At 73.6% G+C, this 26183-nt stretch carries 22 protein-coding genes; 5 read left to right on the top strand and 17 right to left on the bottom strand.

Features of this window, described 5'->3' with window-relative positions:
• Positions 1-2 precede the first annotated feature (2 nt).
• From ACLQ27_RS26730 to ACLQ27_RS26750, 5 genes are all read right to left on the bottom strand, one after another.
• Positions 3-1394, bottom strand: coding sequence for an MFS transporter (locus ACLQ27_RS26730; protein WP_425869242.1), 1392 nt, complete (start codon positions 1392-1394; stop codon positions 3-5).
• Positions 1395-1556: 162 nt separating this feature from the next.
• A complete protein-coding gene (locus ACLQ27_RS26735; protein ID WP_425869244.1) occupies positions 1557-3161 on the bottom strand; it encodes a flavin monoamine oxidase family protein in 1605 nt (534 codons plus the stop codon).
• A gap of 190 nt (positions 3162-3351) precedes the next feature.
• Positions 3352-4056 carry a UdgX family uracil-DNA binding protein gene (locus ACLQ27_RS26740; RefSeq protein ID WP_357497861.1) on the bottom strand — a complete coding sequence of 235 codons (705 nt, stop codon included), beginning with the start codon at positions 4054-4056 and terminating at the stop codon, positions 3352-3354.
• Between the two features lie 68 nt (positions 4057-4124).
• Positions 4125-4247 carry a hypothetical protein gene (locus ACLQ27_RS26745; RefSeq protein ID WP_255788023.1) on the bottom strand — a complete coding sequence of 41 codons (123 nt, stop codon included), beginning with the start codon at positions 4245-4247 and terminating at the stop codon, positions 4125-4127.
• A 91-nt stretch (positions 4248-4338) separates the two neighbouring features.
• A complete protein-coding gene (locus tag ACLQ27_RS26750; protein ID WP_425869246.1) occupies positions 4339-5679 on the bottom strand; it encodes an aminotransferase class I/II-fold pyridoxal phosphate-dependent enzyme in 1341 nt (446 codons plus the stop codon).
• A 34-nt stretch (positions 5680-5713) separates the two neighbouring features.
• Here ACLQ27_RS26750 and ACLQ27_RS26755 point away from each other — a divergent pair, with 34 nt between their 5' ends.
• Complete coding sequence (locus ACLQ27_RS26755; RefSeq protein WP_425869248.1) at positions 5714-6955, top strand: bifunctional pyridoxamine 5'-phosphate oxidase family protein/GNAT family N-acetyltransferase; 1242 nt, start codon at positions 5714-5716, stop codon at positions 6953-6955.
• Positions 6955-7626, top strand: coding sequence for a leucine efflux protein LeuE (leuE, locus tag ACLQ27_RS26760; protein ID WP_357497867.1), 672 nt, complete (start codon positions 6955-6957; stop codon positions 7624-7626). The genes ACLQ27_RS26755 and leuE overlap by 1 nt, the downstream gene beginning before the upstream one ends.
• 4 nt (positions 7627-7630) lie before the next feature.
• On the opposite strand, the gene ACLQ27_RS26765 is transcribed toward leuE, so the two are convergent.
• The 10 genes from ACLQ27_RS26765 to ACLQ27_RS26810 form a co-directional block, all read right to left on the bottom strand.
• Entirely contained in the window at positions 7631-8560 is a 930-nt protein-coding gene (locus ACLQ27_RS26765; protein WP_234590723.1) for a sporulation protein, read from the bottom strand.
• Positions 8561-8673: 113 nt separating this feature from the next.
• The gene (locus ACLQ27_RS26770; protein WP_234590721.1) at positions 8674-9738 is read right to left on the bottom strand and encodes a hemolysin family protein; all 1065 of its coding nucleotides are present in this window, start codon (positions 9736-9738) and stop codon (positions 8674-8676) included.
• Positions 9735-11090, bottom strand: a complete 1356-nt coding sequence (locus ACLQ27_RS26775; RefSeq protein ID WP_234590719.1) for a hemolysin family protein — start codon at positions 11088-11090, stop codon at positions 9735-9737. The genes ACLQ27_RS26770 and ACLQ27_RS26775 overlap by 4 nt, the downstream gene beginning before the upstream one ends.
• A gap of 164 nt (positions 11091-11254) precedes the next feature.
• Positions 11255-11662, bottom strand: coding sequence for a monovalent cation/H(+) antiporter subunit G (mnhG, locus tag ACLQ27_RS26780; RefSeq protein WP_357497872.1), 408 nt, complete (start codon positions 11660-11662; stop codon positions 11255-11257).
• Complete coding sequence (locus ACLQ27_RS26785; RefSeq protein WP_234590714.1) at positions 11659-11922, bottom strand: monovalent cation/H+ antiporter complex subunit F; 264 nt, start codon at positions 11920-11922, stop codon at positions 11659-11661. Before ACLQ27_RS26785 ends, mnhG begins: the two co-directional genes overlap by 4 nt.
• Complete coding sequence (locus ACLQ27_RS26790; protein WP_425869251.1) at positions 11919-12524, bottom strand: Na+/H+ antiporter subunit E; 606 nt, start codon at positions 12522-12524, stop codon at positions 11919-11921. The genes ACLQ27_RS26785 and ACLQ27_RS26790 overlap by 4 nt, the downstream gene beginning before the upstream one ends.
• Positions 12521-14026 (bottom strand): Na+/H+ antiporter subunit D, encoded by a 1506-nt coding sequence (locus tag ACLQ27_RS26795; protein WP_357497876.1) that lies wholly within the window; start codon positions 14024-14026, stop codon positions 12521-12523. The genes ACLQ27_RS26790 and ACLQ27_RS26795 overlap by 4 nt, the downstream gene beginning before the upstream one ends.
• Complete coding sequence (locus ACLQ27_RS26800; RefSeq protein WP_234590689.1) at positions 14023-14511, bottom strand: Na(+)/H(+) antiporter subunit C; 489 nt, start codon at positions 14509-14511, stop codon at positions 14023-14025. The genes ACLQ27_RS26795 and ACLQ27_RS26800 overlap by 4 nt, the downstream gene beginning before the upstream one ends.
• Complete coding sequence (locus ACLQ27_RS26805; protein ID WP_357497878.1) at positions 14508-17342, bottom strand: Na+/H+ antiporter subunit A; 2835 nt, start codon at positions 17340-17342, stop codon at positions 14508-14510. Before ACLQ27_RS26805 ends, ACLQ27_RS26800 begins: the two co-directional genes overlap by 4 nt.
• A gap of 131 nt (positions 17343-17473) precedes the next feature.
• Entirely contained in the window at positions 17474-17860 is a 387-nt protein-coding gene (locus ACLQ27_RS26810) for a hypothetical protein (protein ID WP_234590684.1), read from the bottom strand.
• Between the two features lie 178 nt (positions 17861-18038).
• Here ACLQ27_RS26810 and ACLQ27_RS26815 point away from each other — a divergent pair, with 178 nt between their 5' ends.
• Entirely contained in the window at positions 18039-22766 is a 4728-nt protein-coding gene (locus tag ACLQ27_RS26815) for an Lhr family helicase (protein WP_425869254.1), read from the top strand.
• A gap of 220 nt (positions 22767-22986) precedes the next feature.
• On the opposite strand, the gene ACLQ27_RS26820 is transcribed toward ACLQ27_RS26815, so the two are convergent.
• Positions 22987-23601: a hypothetical protein gene (locus ACLQ27_RS26820; RefSeq protein ID WP_425869256.1), complete on the bottom strand. Its 615-nt coding sequence runs from the start codon at positions 23599-23601 to the stop codon at positions 22987-22989.
• A gap of 126 nt (positions 23602-23727) precedes the next feature.
• Between ACLQ27_RS26820 and ACLQ27_RS26825 the strand changes: the two genes are divergently transcribed.
• A complete protein-coding gene (locus tag ACLQ27_RS26825; protein ID WP_425869258.1) occupies positions 23728-24528 on the top strand; it encodes an SAM hydrolase/SAM-dependent halogenase family protein in 801 nt (266 codons plus the stop codon).
• A 25-nt stretch (positions 24529-24553) separates the two neighbouring features.
• Positions 24554-24796, top strand: a complete 243-nt coding sequence (locus tag ACLQ27_RS26830) for a CPCC family cysteine-rich protein (protein WP_039905669.1) — start codon at positions 24554-24556, stop codon at positions 24794-24796.
• A gap of 25 nt (positions 24797-24821) precedes the next feature.
• Here the strand turns inward: ACLQ27_RS26830 and ACLQ27_RS26835 are convergent, their stop codons facing one another.
• Positions 24822-26096 (bottom strand): hypothetical protein, encoded by a 1275-nt coding sequence (locus ACLQ27_RS26835; protein ID WP_425869259.1) that lies wholly within the window; start codon positions 26094-26096, stop codon positions 24822-24824.
• Positions 26097-26183 lie beyond the last annotated feature (87 nt).

Consider the following 26183-nt stretch of genomic DNA (forward strand, 5'->3'; position numbering starts at 1 on the left):
GATCAATCCTCCTCGCCGGGTGCCCCGGTCGGCACCGGGCGCAACGCTAGCGCCACCAGGGGCACTGTTGCGACCGCCGCGAGCAGGGTGAGCACCGGATAACCGGCGAGTTGCATGACAAACCCGCTGAGCACTGCGGCGCTGGCCCCCGCCAACCCCATGATCAGGTCGGAGAACCCCTGGACGCTGGGCCGCACACCGGCCGAGACCGACTCGGAGAGCAGCGTCGAGCCGGCCACCATCGTCCCCGACCAGCCCAGCCCGAGCAGGACCAGACCGATCGAGAGCCGGGGCGTGTGGTGCCCGGCGGTGCCGGCGACCGCGCAGGCGGCCAGCAGCAGCCCGACCCCGCCGAGGATCACCGCCCGCCGGCCGAGCCGGTCGGTGAGCCAGCCGACGACCGGGGCGAACGCGTACATGCCGGCGATGTGCAGGCTCAACACGATCCCGACCAGCCGCAGCACGTCGGCGTCGGCGTGCGACTCACCGAGCCGGACCGGGGTCATCGCCATCACCGCCACCATCACCAGGTGGCCGATCGCCACTGCGGTGATGCCGAGTCGGGCGGCCGGCTGTCCGCGTACCACCGACCAGGCCAGCCCCATTCCGGCGCTGCGGGGCGCGCGCGCAGCGACCGGCGCGGTGCCCGGCCCGGCCCCGCCGCCCGCCGGCGCCTCGGCCGCCCCACCGGCGGCCGGCGCGGCGTCGCCGGGCGGCCCGGCGGCGGTCGGTGGCGCGTCGGCCGCCGCGAGCCGCCGTGCGGTGAGCAACGGGTCGGGCCGGAGCAACCCGAGGAGTACGACGGAAGCCAGCACGAATGCCGTCGCGCTGAACGCGAACGGGCCGGCCAGCGGCGGCAGCCCCCAGCCGGTGGTGGCCCGGTCGGCCAGGTCGGCGAAGTTCGGCGCGGCCACCGCCCCGATGGTGGTGGCCCAGACGATCAGCGAGAGCTGGCGCCCTCGACGGGCCGGCTCGGCGAGGTCCACCGCCGTGTAGCGGGCCTGCAGGTTCGCGGCGGTGCCACCGCCGAACAGCAGCATGCCGAGAAAGAGCAGCGGCACCGAGCGGGTGGCCGCCGCCACCACCACCAGGACGCCGCCGACGGCGCCCACCGCGTACGCCAGCACCAGGCCGGGACGACGGCCGTGCCGGGCCATGATCCGGGTGACCGGGACGGCGAGCAGCGCCGCGCCGACCACACCGGCGCTCTGGGCGACGCCCGCCACCGCGGTGCCGGCGATGCGGGCGGCGAGCAGCGCGCCGACGGAGATGCCGATGGTCACACCGATGCCGCCGATGATCTGGGTGGTGAAGAGCAGCCGCATGGTGCGCCGCTGGATCGGCGCGACGTCGAGCCGGGCGTCGCTACGCGGCACGGTCAGGTCGGTGGCCATCGGCGCTCCTCAGGACGGGGTGACAGCCCATCCTCGCGCACGCGCGCCGTGGTCCACCGACCCCTGCCGGACCCGCGCGCGGCCCCGTCGCTCTGTAGATCTTGGACAGTTTCCGTCAGCGGATGACGGAAACTGTCCAAGATCTGGTGCTGTGCCCGTCGGTCAGCCGGCCAGCACCCGCTGGTGCAGGGACGACACCGCCGCACGGGCCGCGACGAACGCCCCGTGCTGCCAGGCCACCTCGTGGCTCAGCCAGTCCCCGGCGAAGTAGACCCGACCGGCCGGCTGGAGCAGCAGGTTGTAGCCGGCGGTGCCGTAGCGGGGCGAGGTCCAGGCGCCCTCGATGTAGCGGGTCCGGTCCCAGGCGTGGGAGTACGAGGTGACCAGCTCGCTGCGGTACTTGTCGCCGTGGATCTTCGCCCCCTGGCTGACCGCACGCTCCCGGCGCTGCTCGGGGGTGAGCCCGCTGTACGCCCGGGCGTTCGCCCCGGTGTTGTAGTAGCCGACGACCAGGCCGCGCTTGCCGTGGAAGCCGTAGGACGGGTACCAGATGTGCGACAGGTCCAGGTCGGTCTCGGTGATGCCGCCGTAGATCCGCTGATCGGTCTCCCACCAGCGGCTGCGGTACTCCAGGCCGATCTTGCCGGCGGCGGTGACCGGGAAGTCGGCCAGGGCGGCGGTCACCCCGGCGCCGAGGTTGTGGGGCACCCGGGCCATCAGGTGCGGCGGCAGCGCCGCCACGCAGTAGTCGGCGGTGATCTGCGACTGCCGGCCGCCCTGCCGGTAGGTCACCTCGACCTGGCTGCCCCGGTCGGTCACCCCGGTCACCTCGGCGTTGAGCCGGATCCGGTGCCCGCCAACGGCCTTGGCGAGGGCACGCGGGATCTGGTCCATGCCGCCCACCGGCTGGAACATCAGCATCGCCTGGTCGTAGCCGAACTCGAAGGAGAAGTACCGGCCCACGTTGCTGGCGAAGACGTCGGAGAGCGCCGGCGGCGTGCCGAGCAGCGTTCCCCCGTCGTTGCCGGCGCCGGGGTACGCGGAGAAGCCGCGACGGTTGGTCCCGGCGTACACCCAGTCGTTGGCCCGCCCGCCGATCGCGCCGAAGCCCTGCAGGAACGACAGCAGCCGGTCCCGGTCCTCGGTGGTGAGCCGCGCGTCCAGCGCGCCCTGGTCGGTGGCCTTGGCGAGCAGTTCCGAGACGTAGCCGTACACGTCGGCCTTGGCGGTGCGGTACCGCACCGGCTCGGTCATCCCGGCGGACTCGTTGTAGATCCAGGCGTCGGCGTTCTGGTTGGTGAAGACCTCGATGGGTACGCCGAGCTCCCGGCAGTAGTCCATGGTGACCATCCACTGTGCGATCCGGCCCGGCCCGGCGTTGAAGTAGACGCCGTCGGAGAAACCGGCCCGCTGGGTGTGCCCGTCGAGGTCGGTCTCGACGTCGCCGCCGCGGATGGTCAGGTTCCGCCCGCCGACGCGGTGCCGCGCCTCCAGGACCGTGCAGTGGTAGCCCGCCTTGCCCAACTCGTACGCGGTGGTGAGCCCCGCGATGCCACCGCCGAGCACGACGACGCTGGCCCCCGGCCGGCCGGTCAGGGTGAAGTCGGACCGCTCGGGCGCCCGGAACGCCGGGGTCACCGACGCGTCGGCGCTGGGCGCGAGACCCATGGCTCCCATCGTGGCGAGCATCGCACCGGCACCGCCGCTGATCCCTACCGCGCGCAGGAACCCACGCCGGCTCACCGTCGACTGCGTCTGATCGCTCATGAACGCCTCCCCTACAAGATCGACTCACGTGAGTCTGCAGAGGAGCTGTTACGCGGATCACGCAACGCCGTTTCCGGCAGGTATCGCCTCAGCCGCGGGGAAGCCGGCCTTCGTGGGCAGCGCGAACGGCCGCCGCGACGTACGGCTGTGCCACGACGTCGAGGCCACCGTCCCCGGTGGAGCGGCCGCGCTATCCCGCGAGGGCGCGGGCGGCGACGGTGAGGTCGGCGACGAGACCCTCGTACGCCTTGTCCTGGTCGTCGGCACGCAGCACGGCGGACGGATGGATCGTGGCCAGCAGGCGGGCCGGCGGGGCGTCGACCCGCTTTCCGGCGCTGTCCACCGGCACCTGGGTGAAGTCCTCCGGATGCTGGGCGGACGCGGGCCAGGGCAGCAGTTCGCCGCGCTGTCTCGTCACCCGGAAGGACGGGCCGAGCAGCGCCTTGGCGGCGGTGGCGCCGAGCACCACGACGATCTCCGGGTCGAGCCGGGCGAACTCGGCCACCAGCCAGGGCCGGCACGCGGTGATGTGCACCTGGTCCGGGGTCTGGTGGATGCGCCGCTTGCCGCGCGCCGCAAAACGAAAGTGCTTGACGGCGTTCGTCAGATAGAGCTGCGTCGGGTCCAGCTTGGCGTCGTCGACGGCGCGGCGCAGCAGCCGGCCGGCCGGGCCCACGAAGGGCAACCCCTTCTGGTCCTCCATGTCGCCGGGCTGCTCGCCGACGAGCACCACGCGGGCGCTCTCGTCACCCCGGCCGAAGACGGTCTGGGTGGCGTCGCGGTACAGCTCGCAGCCCCGACAGCCGCCCGATGCCGTGCGGAGTTCGTCGATGGTGTCAGCGTCGGGCGGGATGAACCGCTGGGCGCCGGGAGCGCTGTCGGTCTGCTCGGCCATGCCGACTGTTATATACCTCTTAGGTATCGCCTGCCGGTTACGCCCCGGGTGGGCGCGGCATGGCCGCGTCAGTAGCCGTTGCCGTTCCCGCCGCCGCCACAGGACGCGATGGCGATCAGCACGATGATGATCACGATGATGGCGACCGCGATCGCGATCCACAGTCCCCTGCGGTTTCCACCTGTAGCCATGGTCAGGCACCTCCGGCGGCCCGCATACCCACCCCACTCGCTCTGAATCGTCGTGATTCCCCCTTTTACCGGCGGAAGGTTCGGTTGCCCCTCAGATAGCAAAGCCCGACGGAGGGGCGGGATGGACGGCGCGGGCCAGGGCGGCGGCCAGGGGCGTCAGCTCCTCGACGGCCAGGGAACTGACGGTCACGCGCAGGGCGGGCGGGGCCGCGATCCGGTAGAGGGCGCCGGGCGCCACCGCCCAGCCGGCGTCCCGCAACGCCGTCAGCGCGCTGGTCTCGTCCGGCACCGGCAGCCAGACGTTGATGCCGCTGCGGCCGTGCGCGGTCAGACCGTGCTCGGCGAGCGCGGCCAACAGGCCCTCGCGCCGCAGGTCGTAGTTCTGCGCCGCCCGCCGGACCAGCTCGTCGACCGCCGGGTCACCCCACAGGGCGAGCACCAGCCGTTGCAGCACCGTGGACACCCAGCCGGCGCCGACCCGCGTCCGGCCGGTCACCCGGGCCACCGTGGTCTCGTCGCCGACCAGCACCGCGAGCCGCAGGTCCGGGCCGAACGGTTTGCTTACCGAGCGCAGGAAGGCCCAGCTCGCGGTCGCCCCGGCCAGTGGGTGCAGGGGTACGCGGGCCAGCTCCGCCGCGTGGTCGTCCTCGATGAGCAGCAGGTCCCGCCGGCCGGCGAGCAGTGCGCGCAGCTCCTCGGCGCGGGCGGCGGAGACGGCGGCGCCGGTCGGGTTCTGCGCCCGGCTGGTGACCACCAGCGCCCGCGCTCCGGCGGTCAGCGCGGCCGCTACCCCGGCCACCAGAGGACCCTCGTCGTCCAGCGGCACACCGATCGGCCGCAGCCCGAGCGCGGCGACCAGGTCGAGCAGGTTGGCCCAGCCGGGATCCTCCACCGCCACCGCGTCACCAGGGCGAAGGTGGGCGCCGAGCAGCCGCTCGATGCCGTCCAGCGCGCCGCCGGTGAGGGTGAGGTCCCCGGCGGGTACGCCGTCGGCGCTCAACCGGGCGCGTGCGGCCTCGGCCAGCTCCGGGAGCACGCCGGCCTGCGAGTAGCCGACCGGCGGACCGGTGTCGGCGGCGAGCGCGGCCAGGTGCGGGCCGATCGGAGGCAGCAGTCGGGGGTCGGGCTCGCCCCGGGACAGGTCGCGGGCGTCCGGCAGCGGCGCGGGGCGCAGCGCGGAGCGGCGGGCGGCCACCGGTGGGCGCGGACGGACGCGGGTGCCGTGCCGGCCGGCGGTGGCCAGCACGCCCCGTTGGCGCAGCTCCCGATAGGCACGGGCGACAGTGGCCGGACTGACGCCCAACTCGGTGGCGAGGGCCCGCACCGGCGGCAGGGCGGCCCCGGGCGGCAGGGCGCCGGTACGGATGCCCGACTCGATGCTGGCCGAAATCGTGACGGCCGTCGTTCCACTGAACTGATAGCGTGCTGACACAAACAGGAGATTGTACTAGAACAAAGGGGCGCGCATGTATCCACCCACCGCCCGGACCACTCCCAACCGCTCGCGCGACCGGATGAGCTACGACCGGGAGGCGGCGCACGCCGTCCTCGACGAGGCGTACCACTGCGCGCTCGGCTTCACCGTCGACAGCGAACCCCGGGTGCTGCCCACCCTGCACGTCCGCATCGGAGACACCCTCTACCTGCACGGGTCCACCGGCAGCCGGCCCCTGCTCGCCGCCCGGGGCGACGGGCTGCCCGTCTGCGTCACGGTGACCCTGCTCGACGGGCTGGTCTACGCCCGCTCACAGTTCCACCACAGCGCCAACTACCGCTCGGTGGTCGCGCTCGGCACCGCCCGCCTGGTCACCGACGACCAGGAGAAGAGCGCCATGCTCACCGCGCTTGTCGAGAAGGTGGGCGCGGGCCGCAGCACGGACAGTCGTCCGCCGAGCCGACGTGAGCTGGCTGAGACCGCCGTGCTGGCGCTGCCGCTGCGGGAGGTGTCCGTCCGGTCCCGCACCGGCGGGGTCCGCGAGGACGAGACCGACCTGCACCTGCCGCACTGGGCCGGCGTCCTGCCGTTGCGGCTGACCGCCGGCCTGCCGCAACCCGCGGCCGGGGTCACCGCGCCCCTGCCGGCGTACCTGCGGACGGCCCGCACGCCCTGGCACGACCCGGTGCCACTGCGCGGCGAACACGTCCTGCTGGAGCCGCTGGACCTGGCGCACGCCGACGACCTGCACAGCGCCACCGCCGACGACGACGTGTGGCGGCACCTCTCCGTCACGCGGCCCACCGCGCCGGCCGGAACCGCCGATGTGGTCGCCGCCGCGCTGGCCGCCCAGCAGCGCGGCGAGCGGGCGCCCTGGGTGCAGCGCTGCGCGAGGACCGGGGCGGTGGTCGGCACCACGTCCTACTACGAGATCGACCCGGAACGACGGTCGGTGGCGATCGGGCACACCTTCCTCGGCCGGCCGTGGTGGCGTACGGGGATCAACACCGAGGCCAAGCTGCTGCTGCTCGGCAGGGCCTTCGACGACCTGGGCGCGGTGCGGGTCGCCTGGCACACCGACATCCGCAACGCCCGCTCCCAGACGGCCATCGAACGCCTCGGCGCTACCCGGGAGGGAGTGCTGCGGATGCACCGCCAGCGTCCGGACGGCTCGTGGCGGGACACCGTGCAGTACGCGATGACCGTCGACGAGTGGCCGAACGCACAGGCCACGCTGCGGAAAAGACTTCTGCGGACGGCATCGGTGGCGTGATGATGGCGGGCGTGCTGGGGATCACCGACATCTGGACGTACGTGCTGGGCACCGTGGCCATCATCCTGCTACCCGGACCGAACTCGCTCTTCGTGCTGTCCACCGCCGCCAAGCGGGGCGTGGGCGCCGGCTACCGGGCGGCGGGCGGGGTCTTCGTCGGCGACTGGGTCCTGATGATCCTGTCCGCCGCCGGGGTGGCGTCGCTGCTCAAGGCGTATCCGCCGCTGTTCCTGGTGATCAAGTACGCCGGTGCCGCGTACCTCGGTTATGTCGGGGTGACCATGCTGCTCGGCGCCGCGCGGCGCTGGCGCGACCGCAACGACCCGGACACGCCGCGGCTGATCGACGCCGCGGAACCGGCGCAGATGCGCAGCCCGTTCCGCAAGGCTCTGGTGATCAGCCTGCTGAACCCGAAGGCGATCCTGTTCTTCATCTCGTTCTTCATCCAGTTCGTCGATCCCGACTACGCCTGGCCCGCGCTGTCGTTCCTGCTGCTCGGCCTGATCGCCCAGGTCACCAGCGCGCTCTACCTGACCGCGCTGATCTTCGCGGGCACGTTCCTGGCTACCCAGTTCCGCCGACGCCGTCGCCTCGCCGTGGGTGGCACCACAGCCGTGGCAGCTCTCTTTCTCGCCTTCAGCCTCAAGCTCGCCACCGCCAGCGCCGGCTGACCCCTCAGGTGCCGTCGCCGCCGCCGGAGCCGCCTCCCACACCTCCGCTTCCGGCCGTGCCGCCGAGGCCGTAGCCGGGTTTGATCGGATGGTCGGGGTGGCGGCTGACATGGGCGGACCCGCCGATGGTGGCGGACCAGTCGGCGTGCGCGGCGGCCGCGGCGTGCCGGTTGATCGCCTGACGTAGCCAGCCGTCCACGGTGGCGACCCAGTCCCGCTGCCCGGCGTCCGCGTGCCAGATCCGGAACCGGCTGATGCTCTGGTGGGTGATCCCGGCCAGCGCCAGCCGACGGTCCAGCCAGATGATCACCTCCAGGCCCGCCGAGTTCGTCACGAAGATCAGCTCCAGCTCGGTGATCGGGCCGGCGTAGAGCGGGCCCACCCAGTAGCCCCACCGCTGGTGCAGCGCCAAGGTGTGCTCCACCCCCGGCAGCCCGCCCTCCTGCAACCCGGCTTGGCGGATCATGAAGCCGAGCGTGGCCAGCGCCGCCAGCACGTGCTGCTGGGTGGGGATCGGGTGCACGAGGACCGGCACCATGGCCCCCTGGTCCAGATCCGGGTCGACGGACACCTCGGTCCGCAGACCCATCCGCAGGCTCAGCAACGGCACCCCGCCGAACGTGGTCACCGGGGTCTCCCACGGCAGCGGCAACGCGAAGTCGACAGCCCGCCGGCGACCCGCCGGCACCACGAACCGCCCGGCGATCGGCAGGGAGAAGAACTGCACGAGGCGTCGGGCGGCGTCCGGGTCGTCCGGCTCGACGGTGGTGACCAGGCCGAGCCGGATGTGGCGTACGAGCACGTCGTCCGGCCCGGCGGCGAGGGTCACCCGCCCGGGCAGGCGCAGGCCCGGACGGGTGCTCGGGTTCGGCAGCGTGGTCCGCACGGACAGCCCGGTCCAGCCGGAGTCCCGGGAAACCCCCGTCAACCGCACCGCGCGCCCCCTCGCGGAACGAGGCCCCCCTGGCCCCGGACCGACCGCGCCTACCCGGTCGCGCTCACCTCACGCCCGCCACCTCGAACGGATGCCGACCCGCCGGGTACGCCTCACCGCAACCGCCGGCCGCGCGGCACCGTGTCGGTCTCGTCGTCGAACTCGCCGATGACCTCCTCCAGCAGGTCCTCCAGAGCGACGAAGCCGATCGGGCGGGCCGGACCACCGCCGTTGCGGACCAGCGCGAGCTGGGACTGCCGGGCGCGCATCGCGGCCACCGCCTCGGTGACCGTGGACGTCGCCGGGAGGGTGAACGCCGGGGTCATCAACTCCCCGGCGGTGGCGGCCCGGCCGGTGGTGACCACCCGCACCGCCTCGCGGACGTGCACCAGGCCGCAGACGTCGCCGCCGGAGTCCAGGACCGCCAGCCGCGACCGGCCGCTGTCCCGGCTGACCTGCTCGATCCGCTCGGCCGGGTCGTCGCGCCGGACGGTGACCATGGTGGCGAACGGCTCCATCACCTGCGCCACCGACGTGCCCTGCAACTCCAGCATGCTGGTGAGCAGTTGGTGCTGCTCGGCGCCGAGCAACCCGTGCTCGCGGGACTGCTCCAGCAGCATCCGCAGCTCGTCCGGGCCGTGCACCTGGGCGAGCTGATCCTGCTGGTTGACCCCGACCAGGCGCAGGATCGCGTTGGCCAGCGCGTTCAACGCCGACAGCACCGGCCGGGACACCCGGGCGAAGGCCCGGAACGGCAGCGCGAGCAGCGTCGCCGAACGCTCGGCGTCGGTGATCGCCCACGACTTCGGCGCCATCTCCCCCACCACCAGGTGCAGGAAGGTCACCAGAGCGAGGGCGAAGACCAGCGCGACCACGTGACTGGCCGCGTCCGGCAGCCCCACCGCGTGCAGCAGCGGGCTGATCAGGTGCTCGATCGCCGGTTCGGCGAGCGCGCCGAGGCCCAGGGTGCACAGCGTGATGCCCAGCTGCGCCCCCGCCAGCATCAGCGACAGCTCGCGGACGCCGTCCAGCGCGGCCCGGGCCGCCCGGCCGCCGCTGGCCGCCGCCTGCTCCAGCCGGTACCGCTTGCTGGCCACCAGGGCGAACTCGGCGGCCACGAAGAACCCGTTCAACGCCAGCAGGACGCCCGAGCTGAACAGCGCGATGCCGGGGCTCACGCGGTCACCCCCGGCGTGCTCAGTTGCAGGCGTACCGAGTCGGCGACGTGCCGGTCCACGGCGAGCACCTCGACCAGCGCGCGGGGCTCCGCCGCACCGTCGTCGAGCTCGGCGCCCTCGGGCAGCAGGCTGATCTCCAGCCGGTCGCCGACCTCCGGCACCCGGCCCAGCTCACGCATGACCAGCCCGGACAGCGTGTCGTACTCCGGGGCTTCGGGCAGCGCGATGCCGGTGCTGTCGGCGACCTCGTCGATCCGCCAGCGGGCCGGCACCACCCACGAGCCGTCGTCCTGGCGCGCGGGGGCGCGCTCCGGCGGATCGTCCTCGTCCCGGATCGGGCCGACCAGTTCCTCCGCGATGTCCTCCAGCGTGATCACGCCGGCGAAGCCGCCGTACTCGTCCACCACGCAGGCCATCTGCCGGTGCCCGGACCGCAGTCGGTCCAGCACCGTGGGCAGGGGCAGGGTCTCCGGCACGAGCAGCGGCGGCCCCGCCACCGCGCTCACCGGGGTGGTGGCCCGCTCCGCCGGCGGTACGCCGAGCACGTCGGCGATCCCGACGATGCCGATCAGGTCGTCGACGCCGTCGGCACCCCGCACCGGGAAGCGGGAGTGGCCGGTGTCCAGAAGCTCGACCACCCGGCTCACCGGTTCGTGCGCCCGCACGGTGTGCACGTCGACGCGCGGCACCATGGCCTCGCCGGCGGTCAACTCCCGGAAGTCGAGCCCGCGGTCGAGCAGCGTGGACATCTCGGCGTCCAGGCTGCCCTCCTCGCGGGACTCGGCGATGATCTGTTCCAGGTCGGCGGGGGTGGCGCCGCTGGGCAGCTCCTCGATCGGCTCGATGCCGACCCGACGCAGCAGGCGTATCGACGCGCGGTCGAAGAGCCGGATCACCGGCCCGGCCATGGCCAGGTAGAGGAGGGTGGACCGGCTCAGCGCCCGGGCGAGTGCCTCGGCCCGGGCGATGGCGAGGTTCTTCGGGGCCAGCTCGCCGAGAACCATCTGCACCACTGTGGCGATGACCAGGGCCAGCGCCACCGACAGCGGCAGGCTGACCGACTCGCGGAGACCGGCGACGCCGAACAGGTCGGCGAGGCCGCCGCCGAGGTACGGCTCGGCGACGTAGCCGACCAGCAGTGCGGTGACGGTGATGCCGAGTTGCGCGCCGGAGAGCACGAAGGAGAGCCGGCTGGTGACGGTGAGGGCCCGGGCGGCGGCCTGGTCGCCGTCGTCGGCGAGCTGGCGCAGCTTGCCCCGGTCCACGGCGACATAGCCGAACTCCTGCGCCACGAAGTAACCGGTGGCGGCGGTGAGCACGATGATCAAGAGAAGGCCGACGACGATCAGCACCTGTCGCTCAGGGCTCCCGAGGTCGTCGGGACGGGAATATGCCGGGCACGACCCGGCTGGCTACTGCTGCCCTCCTGGGCAGAAGAGTCGATCATGCCGCCATTTTATCGGCGTTGCCTGGGACTCCGCTGAGGGTGGGCCGAAGGCGTCGATCGTCCGGTTCATCAGGACGGGGCGCGGCCGTCGCCGGAGCCGCCGCCGGTCGGGCGCTCGGCCAACTCGTCGGCGTCGAGCAGGCCACGGTCGAGCCGGCCGGACCGGTACGCGGCCCGACCGATCATCTGTGCCGAGACCGGCGCGGTGGCCAACTGGAAGACCGCCACCAGCAGGATCATGCCGATGTCGGCCACGGACCGCAGCCGTAGCGTGATGCCGAGCAGCAGCAGGAGCACGCCCAGCACCTGGGGTTTGGTGGCCGCGTGCATCCGGGACAGGGTGTCCGGAAAGCGCAGCACACCGATCGCGGCGGACAGGGCGAGCAGCGCGCCGGTCACCAGGCAGGCGGCACCGAGCCAGTCGGCAACCGTCGCGAGCGCACCTGCCGCCGAGTGCCCGCCGGTCGCCACCGTCACGCCGGCTCCCGGACGGCGAAGCGGACCAGGGACACCGAGCCGACGAAACCGAGCAGGGAGAGCACCACCAGCACGGGCAGCGTGGTGGCGTGCCGGTTGACCGCCGCCTCCGCGCCCACCGCGCCGACCATCGTGGCGAGCAGCATGTCCGCCGCGATCACCCGGTCCAGCAGCGAGGGGCCCCGGTAGAGCCGGATCAGCGCGAGCAGCGCGGTCAACGACAGCAGGGCGGTGAGGACGACGGCCAGGAACGTGATCATTGAGAGTTGCCCTTCTCTACGGGATGAGGCCCGACGCTGCGCAGTTCGGCGGCGCTGCCCACCGCCCGGACGATCCGCCGCTCGAGGTCGAGGGTGCGTTCCCGGGAGACGTCCAGGTCCGCCGGCCCGTGGGTGTCCAGCACGTGCAGGTAGAGCGTCCCCGCCTCCCGGTCCACCTCGAGGATCAGCGTTCCCGGCACCAGCGAGACCGCCTCGGCGGTGAGCGCCAGGTTCAGGTCGGTGGGCACCCGCAGCGGCACGGCGATGATCGCCCCGCGGGGGCGGTAGCCGGGTTGCACGGCGATCCGGGCGATGTGCAGGCTGGCGGTGACGAGTTCGACGACGAACCGGCCCGCGAACGCCACCAGCGCGGCGAGCCGCAGCCGGCCGGTGAAGCTGACCGCCGGCAGCGGGAAGAACAGCAGGACCGCGCCGCCGACCAGCAGACCACCGATGATGTTGGCGAAGGTGATCGACCCCCAGAGCAGGTTCCAGACGAGCACCAGCCAGCCGAGCGCCAACGCCTGGTCTCGCCAACGCCCGAACCGGCCCCGCAGCTTCGAGGTCGCGCCCGCCGGGGTCGGTGCACGCCTGGCGGTCACGGCACGACACCGGGCAGGACGGCCCGCACGTACGGCGTACGCGAGAGCAGGTCGGTGGCCGCGTCGGCGGTGACGTCGAAGAGCGGTCCGGCCAGCACGGTGAGCGCCAACCCGAACACGACCAGGGCGACGGTCGCGCCGACCGTCATGGTGGGCAGCCGGACGCTGGGCTCGCTGGTGACGGTCCGGGGCGCCCGCCAGAACGCGATGTTCCACACCCGGGAGGCCACGTACAGGGTGAGCAGACTGGTCAGCGTGCCGGCCGCCACCAGCGTCAGGGGCAGCGCCCCGCCGGCCGCCACACCGGCCTGGAGCAGGCCGAGCTTGCCGAGGAACCCGGAGAACGGCGGCACCCCGGCGAGATTCATCGCCGGGACGAAGAAGAGGACGCCGAGCAGGGGCGCCATTCGGGCCAGCCCGCCGAGACGGCGCAGGTCGGTGCTGCCGGCCCGCTCCTCGACCAGACCGGCCACCAGGAACAGCGTGGTCTGGATCGTGATGTGGTGCACCACGTAGAAGATCGCGCCGGCGAGACCGGCTGCGGTGCTCAACGCCACCCCGAAGATCATGTAGCCGATGTGGCTGACCAGGGTGAACGAGAAGAGCCGCTTCATGTCCGACTGCGCCACCGCTCCGAGGATGCCGACCACCATGGTCAGCCCGGCGACGACCATGAGCAGGTCGTTGACCTGGCCACCCGGGAACAGCAACGTCTCGGTACGGATGATCGCGTACACGCCGACCTTGGTGAGCAGCCCCGCGAACACGGCGGTGACCGGTGCGGGGGCCGTGGGATAGCTGTCCGGCAGCCAGGCCGACAGCGGGAAGACCGCCGCCTTGACCGCGAACGCGAGCAGCAGCGTCAGTTGCAGGGTCACGCGGACGTTGTCCGGCAGGTCGTCGAGACGCTGGGCGAGCTGCGCCATGTTGAGCGTGCCGGTGGCCGCGTACACGAGCCCCACCGCGGTCAGGAAGATCAGCGAGGAGAGGATGCTGACCACCACGTACGTCGAGCCGGTGCGGATGCGTGCCTCGGTGCCGCCCAGCGTGATCAGCACGAAGCTGGCCGCCAGCAGGATCTCGAAGCCGACGAACAGGTTGAACAGGTCGCCCGCCAGGAACGCGTTGGTGACGCCCGCGGTGAGCACCAGGTACGTCGGATGGAAGATGACCACCGGCGCGCTCTCGCTGGTCTCGCTGCGACCCTGGCCGATCGAGTACAGCAGCACGCAGAGGGTCACCGCCGAGGACACCACGAGCATCAGCGCGGCCAACTGGTCGGCCACCAGCACGATGCCTACCGGCGGCGGCCACCCACCGACCGCGAGCACCACCGGGCCGTGCCGGTACGCCTGCACCAACAGCACCACCGCGACTGTGGACGTCACCGTCAGGCAGAGCACGCTTACCGTACGCTGCACCCGGGGTCGGCCGGCCAGGAGCAGGGTCAGCGCCGCGCCGAGCAGCGGCACCACCACCGGCAGCGGCAGGAGCCTGCTCACGAGGTGCCGTCCCCTCTGCCGCGTCGTAGTCGGCGGCGGGCGGGCTCCGGGTCGACCTGCTCCGGGTCGCTGCCCGGGCCCTCCCCGCCACGGTCGACGGCGCCCACCTGGTGGCGCTCGGCACGGCGGATGATCTGGCGGTCCTCCAGGTCGTCGGGCACCTCGTCGTCGCCGGTGAGATACCAGCTCCGGTACGCGACGGCGAGCAGGAACGCGGTGAACCCGAACGTGATCACGATGGCGGTCAGCACCATCGCCTGCGCCAACGGATCACTCATCCGGTCCACCGGGCCGGTGCCCACCACCGGAGCGCCACCCGATCGGCCACCCAGCAGGATCAGCAGGTTGACCCCGTTGCCGAGCAGGATCACGCCGAGCAGGATCCGGGTGAGGCTGCGCTCCAGCAGCAGGATCACACCGCACCCGACGAGCACCGCGACGGCGAGCACCAGCACCACCGTGGGCCCGGCGGCGCCCGCCGTCATGGCCGGCCACCCTTGTCGACGGCCAGACCGCCGCTCGCCGCGCCGGTGGCCTCGATGTGCCGGTCCACCTCGGCGCCGAGACTTCGCAGGATGTCCAGCAGCAGCCCGATCACGATCAGGTACACCCCGATGTCGAAGAAGAGCGACGTGACCAGGTGGGCGTCGCCGACCAGCGGCAGCGACACGTCGAGCTTGGCGCTCTCCAGCACCGATCCACCGGCCGCCAGCGCCACCGCGCCGGAGCCCACCGCCACGGCCAACCCCGCGCCGAGGATCAGGCCGGCGCCCACCGGAGCGGCCTCGGTCAGCTCGTACCGGCCGCCGGCCAGGTAGCGGACCACCAGCGCGAGCCCCGCCACCAGTCCGCCCGAGAACCCGCCGCCCGGCGCGTTGTGCCCGGAGAAGAGCAGGAACAGCGAGAACAGCACCACCGTGTGGAAGATCAGCCGGGTGACCACCTCCAGCACGATCGAACGCTGCTCCTCGTAGAGGGTCGGGCCGCCCCGCAACCAGACCGGCCGGTCGGACCGGGCGGCGCGATCGGCCGACTCCGGCCGGCGCGGCCGCGGCCCGGTGCGGGACCTCTCGAAGATCAGGCTGGCCACCCCGGTGGCGGCCACCACCAGCACCGACACCTCACCCATCGTGTCCCAGGCCCGGATGTCGACGAGGGTCACGTTGACGACGTTGCGGCCGTACCCCTCGCCCACCGCCAGGTCCGGAAAGACTGTCGAGATGTCCGGCGCGCGACGGGCCCCGGCCGCGACGAGGGCGAGCCCGCCCGCCGCCACGCCCATCGCCACGCCGATCACCCGGCGGGTCCATCGGCTGCGGCGCAGCGGACGGGCCGAGAAACGCTCCGGCAGGCGGCGCAGCACCAGGACGAACACCGCGATGGTCGCGGTCTCCACCAGGAACTGCGTGAGCGCGAGATCCGGTGCGCCGTGCAGGACGAACAGCATCGCGGTGCCGTAGCCGGTCATCCCCACCAGCAGCATCGCGGTCAACCGCCGGCGAGCGCCGACCGCGAGCAGCGCGGCCACCGCGATCACCACCACGACCACCGGTTGCAGCGGGTTGTCCCAGAGCGGGAGCCCGGCCCGCCACGGACGGGCGGCGAGCATCGCCCCACCGGGCAGCAGCACGAGGGTGACCAGGATGATGCCCAGGTACTGCGGCAGGGAGCCGCGCTGGGTCGCGCCGGTGACCTCGATGGCGAGCCGGTCGAATCGGCCCACCGTCCACTCGTACCCCTGATTGCCGCCGACCGGCGAGCGGAGCCGGGCCAGCACCGGGGCGAGCGGGCCGCGGAGCGCGAAGAGCAGCCCGCCGCCGGCCAGTGCCAGCACGGACAGACCGAGCGCCGCGGTCGGCCCGGGCCAGAGCGTCAGATGCGCGTCGAGGGTGCCGAGCAGTTCGGCGTACGGGCTGAGGAGGCCGTCCAGCACGCCGGCGGCGGGGCCGGCGAGCAGCCCGGCGACGGCGAGGACGGCCGGGGGCACAAGCATCGACGCCGCGATCGGCGTCGGCTGGACCGGTTCGACGCCCGGCCGGTCGGCGAACGCGCCCCAGAGGAAGCGGGCGCTGTACGCGACGGTGAGCACCGTCCCGGCGACCAGCCCGGCGAGCAGCACCGGGTCGTCGGTGAACGCCGCGAAGACCGCCTCCTTGGCGACGAACCCGACCAGCGGTGGCACCCCGGCCATCGACGCCGCCGCCAGCACCGCGACCGCGAACAACGGCCGCGACCAGCGCCGCAGCCCGGACAACTCGCGCAGGTCGCGGGTGCCGGCGCCGTGGTCGATGACGCCGACGACCAGGAACAGCGCCGACTTGAACAGGGCGTGCGCCAGCAGCATCGCCGTGCCGGCCAGCGCGGCGGCCGGGGTGCCCGCCCCCGTGACGGCGACCAGCAGGCCCAACTGGCTGACCGTCCCGTACGCCAACAACAGCTTCAGGTCGGTCTGGCGCAGCGCCGCCCAACCACCGATGATCATGGTGGCCACCCCGGCGATGAGCACCACGGGCCGCCACGGGCCGACCGTGGCGAGCACCGGCGCGAGCAGGCCGACCAGGTAGACGCCCGCCTTGACCATGGCGGCGGCGTGCAGGTACGCGCTGACCGGGGTGGGTGCCGCCATCGCGACCGGCAGCCAGGAGCTGAACGGCAGCACCGCCGACTTGGACAGGGCCCCGGCCAGGATCAGCAGCACCGCGGTGATCAGGTAGCCGCCGCCGGGCAGCGGGTGGGTGGCGATCTCCGACCAGCGGTAGCTGCCGGCGTGCTCGCCGAGCAGGATGAACCCGACGAGCATGGCCAACCCGCCCGCCGTCGTGACGGTCAACGCCTGCGCCGCCGCCCACCGGCTGGCCCGGCGTTCGGTGCTGTGCCCGATCAGCAGGTACGAGAAGATCGTCGTCAGTTCCCAGCCGACGTAGAGCAGCAGCACGTCGTCGGCGAAGACCAGGAGGAGCATCGCGCCGGCGAAGGCGACCAGGACCGCGGCGAACTGGGCCATCCCGGGAGCGTCCGCGTCGAAGTAGCGCGCGCTGTAGACCAGCACCAACGCGCCGACGCCGCCGATCAGCAGGGTCAGGAGCCAGGACAGCGTGGTGAGGCGCAGCGCGATGTCGAGGCCCAGCTGCCCGATCCACGGGTACGTCTCGACCACCGCGCCGCCGTGACCGACGGCCGGAGCGCGGGCCAGTGCCCAGCCGAACGCGGCGGCCGGCGCGAGCGCCAGCGGGTAGCACGCGCGCGGACCCCACCACCGGACGAGCAGCGGCGCGGCGAGGGCCGCCACGAGGTGGAGGATGAGCAGTACCAGCACCCGCACTCCCGATCGAGGTGGCCGACGCCCGTACAGCGGTGGCGCCTAGCAGCGATCAGACGCCACATCTCCGCCCGCCGGGCGGTTTTGCCGGAATTAGCCCGCTATCGACTCGGGTGTGCGGTCGGCGGTCAGCGCAGCAGAGCGTCGCCGACGGTCAGCTCGTCGTCGAGGGCGGAGCCCTCCAGGCGCAGCTCGCTCAGCAGGTCGACGCGGCCGAGCTGGCGGGCGACCTTCGCCACGACCCGCTCCGCGACAGCGAGGGACCGCATCGAGAGCAGTCGACCGCGGCTCTCGCGGCGGAGCACGAAGTAGTGCACGGCGACGCGGACCTGCCCCCGGTCGGCGGCGCTGGCCTGGGCGGTCGAGACGACCATCTCGCGCAGGCAGCGGGCGAGGCGTTCGGCGAGCTCCAGCTCGGGCCCGTGCAGACCGACGCGGAGCGTGGCGAGGTGACTGTCGACCTTGCGGATCAGCACATCGGTGCCGGGTTCGGCGTGTCGCGGCTCGACGGCCATCCGATCCCCTCCACCCGATTCGCGTTGCGGGTGAAGTTACTTTATGTTGCTCCTCACAAGCAAGCAGTTAAGTGAGACTTAACGTATTAATGTCGCATCACGCGCAATTTCCATACAACGCGGCATGATCCCCCGTGGGTCGTTCGTGGTTGTCGTACCGGCGGGGCACGATGGACCGGTGAGCGGGGCAGATGCGGGTAAGGGCGAGGTGCTGGACGGGTTCGGTCCCGCCACTCGCGCCTGGTTCGACGCCGCCTTCGCCGCACCCACCGCCGCCCAGACCGGCGCCTGGCGGTCCGTCGCCGCCGGCCGCAACGCCCTCGTCGTGGCGCCCACCGGCTCCGGCAAGACGCTCGCCGCCTTCCTCTGGTCGCTGGACCGGCTGGCCCGCGAACCCGCACCGGCCGAGGCGCGGCAGCGGTGCCGGGTGCTCTACGTCAGCCCGCTCAAGGCTCTCGCCGTCGACGTCGAACGCAACCTGCGCGCCCCGCTGGCCGGCATCCGGCAGGCGGCGACCCGGCTCGGCGTCACGCCACCGGACATCACCGTCGGCATGCGCACCGGCGACACGCCTGCCGACGAGCGACGGGCCTTCGCCCGCACCCCACCGGACATCCTCATCACCACACCCGAGTCCCTGTTCCTGCTGCTCACCTCCGCCGCTCGGGACTCGCTGCGCGGCGTCCAGACGGTGATCGTCGACGAGGTGCACGCGGTGGCCGGCAGCAAGCGCGGCGCCCACCTCGCCCTCTCGCTGGAACGCCTGGACGAGCTGCTGCCCGCGCCGGCTCAACGGATCGGCCTCTCCGCCACCGTCCGGCCGATCGACGCCTGCGCCCGGTTCCTCGGCGGCGCACGGCCGGTCGACGTCGTGCAGCCGGCCACGGCGAAGACCATCGAGGTCAGCGTGCAGGTCCCCGTGGAGGACATGACCCGACTCGACGAGCAGGAGCAGCCACCGGAGGACTCCCTCGGCGGTCCCGGCCCACGCCGTGCCTCGATCTGGCCGGCAGTCGAGGAACGGGTCTTCACCCTCATCGGACAGCACCGCTCCACAATCGTCTTCACCAACTCCCGCCGCAGCGCCGAGCGCCTGTGCGCCCGGCTCAACGAGCTGGCCGCCGAGGAGGTCGCCTCCGCCGCGCTGGCCTCCGCGTCGGGCGGGGACGCGATCGACGTACCAGATGGGTTGTCGGTGGACGGCGAGCCGCCGGCCGACGGTGGGCCGGCACCCGGCGCGCAGCGGTGGGGTGGCCCGGCCGGTCCGGTCCGCAACCGGCCGCCGGCCAACGGCGGCTCGGCGCCCGGTCCGGGCAGCAACCGGTCGCCGGCCGAGGTGATGGCCCAGTCCGGCGCGGCCACCGGCGCCGCGCCGGTGATCGCCCGCGCGCACCACGGCAGCGTCTCGCGCGAGGAGCGCAAGCACATCGAGGAGGCGCTCAAGTCCGGCCAGCTCCCGGCGGTGGTGGCCACCTCCAGCCTGGAGCTGGGCATCGACATGGGCGCTGTCGATCTGGTGGTGCAGATCGAGGCCCCACCGAGCGTCGCCGCCGGCCTGCAACGTGTCGGCCGCGCCGGGCACCAGGTGGGCGCAGTCTCGCGCGGGGTGGTCTTCCCCAAGCACCGTGGCGATCTGCTGTCCTGCGCGGTAGTCGCCGAGCGGATGACCGACGGCGCGATCGAGGAGCTGCACTACCCGCGCAACCCCCTCGATGTGCTGGCCCAGCAGATCGTCGCGATGGTGGCGCTGGAGCCGTGGCGGGTCGGCGACCTGGCGGTGCTGGTCCGCCGGGCCGCGCCCTTCAACGAGCTGCCCGACTCCGCGCTGCACGCCGTGCTCGACATGCTCTCCGGGCGCTACCCGTCCACCGCGTTCGCCGAGCTGCGCCCCCGGCTGGTCTGGGATCGGGCCAGCGACCTGCTCACCGGCCGCCCCGGCGCGCAACGCCTCGCGGTGACCAGCGGCGGCACCATCCCCGACCGAGGTCTGTTCGGGGTCTTCCTGGCCGGCGCCGAGCGGGCCGCCCGGGTCGGCGAGCTGGACGAGGAGATGGTCTACGAGTCCCGGGTCGGCGATGTCTTCCTGCTCGGCTCCTCGTCCTGGCGCATCGAGGAGATCACACCCGACCGGGTGCTGGTCTCCCCCGCACCCGGTCAGGCCGCGCGGATGCCGTTCTGGAAGGGCGACCAGCTGGGCCGCCCGGTCGAGCTGGGTCGGGCCATCGGCGCCCGGGTGCGCACCCTGCTGCGGTCGAGCGACGAGGCGGCGCTGACCGCACTGCGCGACGGCGGGCTGGACGACTGGGCCGCCACCAACCTGATGGCCTACCTGCGCGACCAGCGGGAGGCCACCCGCTCGCTGCCCGACGACCGCACCATCGTTGTCGAGCGGTTCCGCGACGAGCTGGGCGACTGGCGGCTGGCCGTGCACAGCGTTCTCGGCGCGCGGGTCAACGGGCCGTGGGCCCTCGCCGTGGGCCGCCGGCTGGCCGAACGGTACGGGGTGGACGCCCAGGTGATGCCCTCCGACGACGGGATCGTCGTACGGCTGCCCGACACCGCAGACGAGCCGCCCGGCGCCGACGTGGTGGTCTTCGAGCCGGACGAGATCGCCCAGCTCGTGGAGGAGTCGGTCGGCACGTCCGCGCTCTTCGCCGCCCGTTTCCGGGAGTGCGCCGCCCGCTCGCTGCTGCTGCCCCGCCGCGACCCGCGCCGCCGCCAGCCGCTCTGGCAGCAGCGGCAACGCGCCGCGCAACTGCTCGACGTCGCCCGCGAGTACGCCGACTTCCCGGTCACCCTGGAGGCCGCCCGGGAGTGCCTCCAGGACGTCTTCGACCAGCCGGCGCTGGCCGGGCTGATGCGGGACCTGGCGGCCCGCAAGGTCCGCCTGGTCGAGGTGGAGACGAGTGCGCCGTCCCCGTTCGCCCGGTCGCTGCTGTTCGGCTACGTCGGCGCGTTCCTCTACGAGGGCGACGCCCCGCTCGCCGAGCGCCGGGCCGCCGCCCTCGCCCTGGATTCCACCCTCCTCGGCGAGCTGCTCGGCCGGGTCGACCTGCGCGAGCTGCTGGATCCGGCGGTGCTCGCCGAGACCGATCGGCAACTGCGCTGGCTGACCGACCAGCGCCGCCCGCGCGACGCGGAGGACGTGGTCGAGCTGCTGCGGGTGCTCGGCGACCTGAGCGACGCCGAGTTGACCGAGCGGGGCGTGCCGGAGGGCTGGCTGACCGAGCTGGAGGCCACCCGCCGGGTGCTGCGGGTCCGCATCGCCGGCGAGCAGCGCTGGGTGGGCGTCGAGGACGCCGCCCGGCTGCGCGACGCCCTCGGCGTGGCGTTGCCGGTCGGGGTCGCCGAGGCGTACCTCGCCCCGGTGGCCGATCCGCTGGGTGACCTGGTGGCCCGCTACGCCCGCACCCACGGGCCGTTCGCCGCCGCGAGCTGCGCGGCGCGCTTCGGGCTCGGGGTGTTCGTCGTCGAGCAGGCACTGCGCCGCCTCGCCGCCACCGGCCGCGTCGTCTCCGGTGAGTTCACACCGGACACGGCCGGCGCCCAGTGGTGCGACGCCGAGGTGCTGCGGATGCTGCGCCGCCGTTCGCTCGCGGCGCTGCGGCGGGAGATCGAGCCGGTGCCGCCCCGGGCGCTGGCCACGTTCCTGCCGCGCTGGCAGCAGGTCGGCTCGTCGGCCCGGGGCGTGGAGGCGCTCGCCGCCACGGTGGAGCAGTTGCAGGGCGCGGCGGTGCCGGCGTCCGCGCTGGAACGGCTGGTGCTGCCCGGCCGCGTCGCCGACTACTCCCCCGCCCAGCTCGACGAGCTGTGCGCCAGCGGGGAGGTGCTCTGGGCCGGTTCGGGGGCGATCTCCGGAGGCGACGGCTGGGTCACCCTGGCGTACGCGGATACCGCGCCGCTGCTGCTCCCACCGCCCGACGAGGCGCTGACGCGTACCCCGTTGCACGACGCGGTGCTCGACGCGCTCGGCGACGGGCAGGCGCTGTTCTTCCGCGCGCTGGGCGACCGGGTCGGCTCCACCGACGACGCCGCGCTGACCGGGGTGATCTGGGACCTGGTCTGGGCGGGGCACCTCACCAACGACACCCTCGCCCCGCTGCGGGCGGTGCTCGGCGCCGGCGGCGCGCACCGGTCGCGCCCCTCCGCGCCGCGCACCCGCTACCGGCGGCCGGGCCGGGTGGCGCTGCCCACCCGCAGCGGCCCACCCACCGTCGCCGGCCGCTGGTCGCGTCTACCGGAGCGGGACCTCGACCCGACCAGGCGGGCCGCCGCCCTCGCCGACGTCCTGCTGGAACGGCACGGCGTGGTCACCCGGGGCGCGGTGATGGCCGAGCAGGTGGTCGGCGGGTTCTCCGCCGTCTACCCGGTGCTGTCGGCGCTGGAGGAGCGCGGCGCGGCCCGCCGGGGCTACTTCGTCGAGGGCCTGGGCGCGGCACAGTTCGCCGTGCCCGGCGCGGTGGACCGGCTCCGCGCGCTGGCCGACCCGGCCGACGGCGCGCGCGGCCGGAGCGGACCGACCACAGTCCTCGCGGCCACCGACCCCGCCAACCCGTACGGCGCGGCGCTGCCCTGGCCGGAACGCGTCGTCGACTCCGGCGACGGGGCCGCCCCCGCGACCGGGCACCGGGCGGGTCGCAAGGCCGGCGCGCTGGTGGTGCAGGTCGCCGGTGACCTGGTGCTGTACGTGGAACGCGGCGGCCGGACCCTGCTCTCCTTCACCGACGACACCGAGGCGCTCGCGGCGGCCGGCAAGGCGCTCGCCGACGCCGTCCACTCCGGAGCGTTGGGCGCGATGTCCGTGGAGCGGGCCGACGGCGAGGCGGTGCACTCGTCGCCGTTGAGTGACGCGCTGACCGCCGCCGGCTTCCGGGCCACCCCGCGTGGCCTGCGCCTGCGCGGCTGACCCAGGTACACGCGTCGCCGACTCGCCCGGCACGGTATCCGTCGCAGCGGCCGGGCGGCTTCGACGACCCAACGTGCGGCGGGACGGCGACAGGCAGCACTGCCGCGACGATGATGCCTGTGAGTCATCATGATGACTCACAGGCATCACAAGGAAAAGGGCACATACCCCGACCGCGGGCGCAGGCGCGACGCCCGTGGGGCGACGGGAGGGGGCATCCTCAGCGGAGGCTGTTGAGGATCTTCTCGTAGCGAAGTCGGTCGGCCGCCGGGGTCTTCGCCTCGAGGTAGTTGAGCACCACGGCCCCACGCCGGTACGACTGGCCGCCCCACGTCTCGGCGATGTCGCCCGCGCTGGTCTCGTCGGGGAACACGTAGACAGTCACGCCGTCGGTGGCGACGATCTCGGAACAGCCCAGCCCGAGGCCGTCCGGTCCACAGTCCACGGAGCGGTCCTTCGGGTGCGTCACTCGCAGACCGGCGGCCTTGAAGGCGTCGACCACCTGTCGGGCGCCGGGCGCACCGGCCGGGCGCGCGGGCAGCACCACCGGCGGCGGGCTGGCCGGCCGGCGTTCGACCGGCCCCTGCGCTGGCGCGGGCGGCACGGCGGGCGGCGGGGTCGGCTGGACGGGGCGACCCGACGGCTCGGCGGCATCGGCCGAACCGGACGGGACCGTCGACGGCGTCGGCGCGCTCGCGAGGTCGCTCGCCACCGGGGTCGCGACGGGCGAGGCCGGCGAGGCCGCCCGAGAGCTGTTGTCGTCACTGCCGCAGCCAGCGGTCAGAGCGACGGCGACCAGAAGGATCCCGACGGCGGGCAGGCTCCGATGTGTCACCAGGGCAGTCTGCCGGCCCACGCCCGACGGCGGCAGTGGCCGGTCGGGCAGCGCGCTGTCCCATATCCGCCAACCCAATGGCACGACTCGTCAGGGAACGACGCGCTGGGAGGCTAACCTGCGGGCATGTCCGGCACACCGTGGATCTCGTTGACCACCGACTACGGCCTCACCGACGGTTTCGTGGCCGCCTGCCACGGGGTGATCGCCCGGATCGCGCCGGCCGCCCGGGTCATCGACGTGACCCATCTGGTGCCGCCGGCGGACGTCCGGCGCGGCGCCGCCGTGCTGGCGCAGACCGTGCCCTACCTGCCGGTGGGCGTGCACGTGGCGGTGGTCGACCCGGGGGTGGGCACCGCCCGGCGGGGGGTCGCGCTGGCCACGCCGGGTGGGTTGCTGGTCGGGCCGGACAACGGGCTGCTGCCGGACGCCGCCGCCGCGCTCGGCGGGGTGACCGCCGCGGTGGAACTCACCGAGCCGCGCTGGCTGGCGGCCCGGGTCTCCGGCACGTTCCACGGTCGGGACGTCTTCGCCCCGGTGGCGGCCCGGTTGGCGCTCGGTGCGCCGCTGGCCGGGGCCGGTCCGGCGGTCGACCCGGACGGGCTGGTCCGGCTGCCGCCGCCGGTCGTGGCCCGCGACGCCGAGGGCTTCACCGCCGAGGTGCTGACCGTCGACCATTTCGGAAACGTTCAACTAGCCGCACCGGCCGAGGTGCTCGGCCCACTCCCGGCCGCCGTCCGGGTGGGCTCGTCGGGGCCCGGACCGGCCCGCGCGGCAGTGCGCGGACGGACGTTCGGCGACGCGCCGGAGGGCGGCCTGGTGGTGTACGTCGACTCGGCCGATCTGGTGGCGGTGGCGGTCAACGGCGGCCGGGCGGTGGACGTCCTCGGTGTGTCTCCGGGTGACCTCCTGCGGGTGGCCGGGTGACATTCGACTATGGAATGCTGCCCCGGTGGGTGAACACGTAGTTCCCGTGGGCTGTCCCTGTTGTGCCTCTCGGACCGGCGGCGGGACCTGCCCGGTCTGCTTCTGGACCGACGACGGTCAGAGCGACGCCGACGCCGACGCCGTGCGGGGTGGCGCCAACGGCGACCTGAGCCTGTCGCACGCCCGGCTCAACTACGCCGTGTACGGGGCGAGCCACCCGCGTTACCAGGACATGGTGCGCCCCGCCCGCCCCGACGAGCGTCCCTGAGGACGTCCGCCGAGGCGGGGTCGACTCAGCAGACCGGAACGGTGCCGCCGTAGACGGCGGAGATGTACGCGTGGCTGACGTACTGCCCGGTGGCCAGGCGGTTCCACCTGGTGGTGGTGCGGTACGGGCCGGCGACCGACTGACCGGTGACGTAGCACTGGATCGGCACGTTGGCGAACCGTGCGGCGAAGCCACGGGCCGCGTACGACGTGCTGGGCCCGCTGCGGATGTTGAGCGGCCCGTCACCGACGACGCCGCGCGGCCCGCCGCCGGTCCACAGGTAGGCGACGTCCACCCAGGCGTTGGTGGTGAGTTGGAGGCCGTCGATGAAGGTGCCGTCGGCCAGGTCGATGCCGGCCGGGTTGAGCACCGTACGCCCGAACTGGTCCCGCCCGCCGTTGTAGCCGGACTGGTAGGCGGCCTGCGCCTCGGGCCGGCCCTGCGGCAGGTTCTTCCAGTTCTCCCGTACGGCGGACGGGTTCCAGTAGTCGTCGCGGGTGTTCCAGGGCCCGACGTCCCAGACCGGGGCGTACTCGCAGCGGGCGCCAGTGGTGGTGGTGCAGACCCGCACGGTGTAGTCGCCGCTGTTGAGCGGGGAGAGGCCCCGGCGCGACGGTAGCGCCGCGAAGTGGTCGCGCGGCTGGATCGTGTGGCCGTTGGCGGTCAGTTCGCCGACCAGCCCGATCCGGGTGGCGTACACCCGGTAGGTGAGGCCGGGCGTGGCGGCGGAGACGGCTGCTGTCGCGTCGGCGGTGAGCTGGACGCCGCGTACCGTCGCGGTGGCGCCGCCGGCCCGCGCGGTCAGCACCACCCGGGTCTGCACCTGGCTGACCGGCCGGTCGAAGACGGTGCCGGCGGTGGCGGTCGCGGCCCGCCACTCGGTCCAGCCACTGACCCGCCATCCGCGGACCTGTGCCTCCACGCTGGCGCCGGCGGGGACGTCGGCGTTGATCGCGGCGCGGACCCGGGTGGCCGGTCGGGTGAGGGCGCGTGGCGCGGTCAGCAGCATGCCCTCGGCGAGCGCGCTGTGCGGGCTGCGCGGGGTGCGTCCGGCCGTGCGCGCCTCGCGCAGCCGCAGCCCGGCGGCGGTACGCCGGACGTTGACGTCGTCCCGGTCGACGGACAGGTCGGCGCTCCACCGTTCCGCACCGGGCGCGGCGGCGGTCAGGGTGAGCGACGTGCCGGTTGCGGGGACGGTGGTCGGGAAAAGGCTGGTGGCGGGCGCTACGGCGGCTGTGAGCGTGAGGGCGAGGGTGGCGGTGAGGGTGGCGGGTCGGATACGACAATGAGGTCGCGTCATGGGCATTCTCCTCAGAACTCCCTGACCCTCGCATGTCAGGAGATCATGAGGAACCTGACTACAAATAGCGACACATGCGAATCTTGC

The sequence above is a fragment of the Micromonospora sp. DT63 genome (assembly GCF_049841615.1).
Classification (GTDB): Bacteria; Actinomycetota; Actinomycetes; order Mycobacteriales; family Micromonosporaceae; genus Micromonospora.

Bases quoted from the DNA above. Each gene is read 5' to 3' on its own strand.
- ACLQ27_RS26730 (WP_425869242.1), bottom strand. From the start codon at position 1,394: ATGGCCACCGACCTGACCGTGCCGCGTAGCGACGCCCGGCTCGACGTC.
- ACLQ27_RS26735 (WP_425869244.1), bottom strand. From the start codon at position 3,161: ATGAGCGATCAGACGCAGTCGACGGTGAGCCGGCGTGGGTTCCTGCGC.
- ACLQ27_RS26740 (WP_357497861.1), bottom strand. From the start codon at position 4,056: ATGGCCGAGCAGACCGACAGCGCTCCCGGCGCCCAGCGGTTCATCCCG.
- ACLQ27_RS26745 (WP_255788023.1), bottom strand. From the start codon at position 4,247: ATGGCTACAGGTGGAAACCGCAGGGGACTGTGGATCGCGATCGCGGTC.
- ACLQ27_RS26755 (WP_425869248.1), top strand. From the start codon at position 5,714: ATGTATCCACCCACCGCCCGGACCACTCCCAACCGCTCGCGCGACCGG.
- leuE (WP_357497867.1), top strand. From the start codon at position 6,955: ATGATGGCGGGCGTGCTGGGGATCACCGACATCTGGACGTACGTGCTG.
- ACLQ27_RS26785 (WP_234590714.1), bottom strand. From the start codon at position 11,922: ATGATCACGTTCCTGGCCGTCGTCCTCACCGCCCTGCTGTCGTTGACC.
- ACLQ27_RS26800 (WP_234590689.1), bottom strand. From the start codon at position 14,511: ATGACGGCGGGCGCCGCCGGGCCCACGGTGGTGCTGGTGCTCGCCGTC.
- ACLQ27_RS26810 (WP_234590684.1), bottom strand. From the start codon at position 17,860: ATGGCCGTCGAGCCGCGACACGCCGAACCCGGCACCGATGTGCTGATC.
- ACLQ27_RS26825 (WP_425869258.1), top strand. From the start codon at position 23,728: ATGTCCGGCACACCGTGGATCTCGTTGACCACCGACTACGGCCTCACC.
- ACLQ27_RS26835 (WP_425869259.1), bottom strand. From the start codon at position 26,096: ATGACGCGACCTCATTGTCGTATCCGACCCGCCACCCTCACCGCCACC.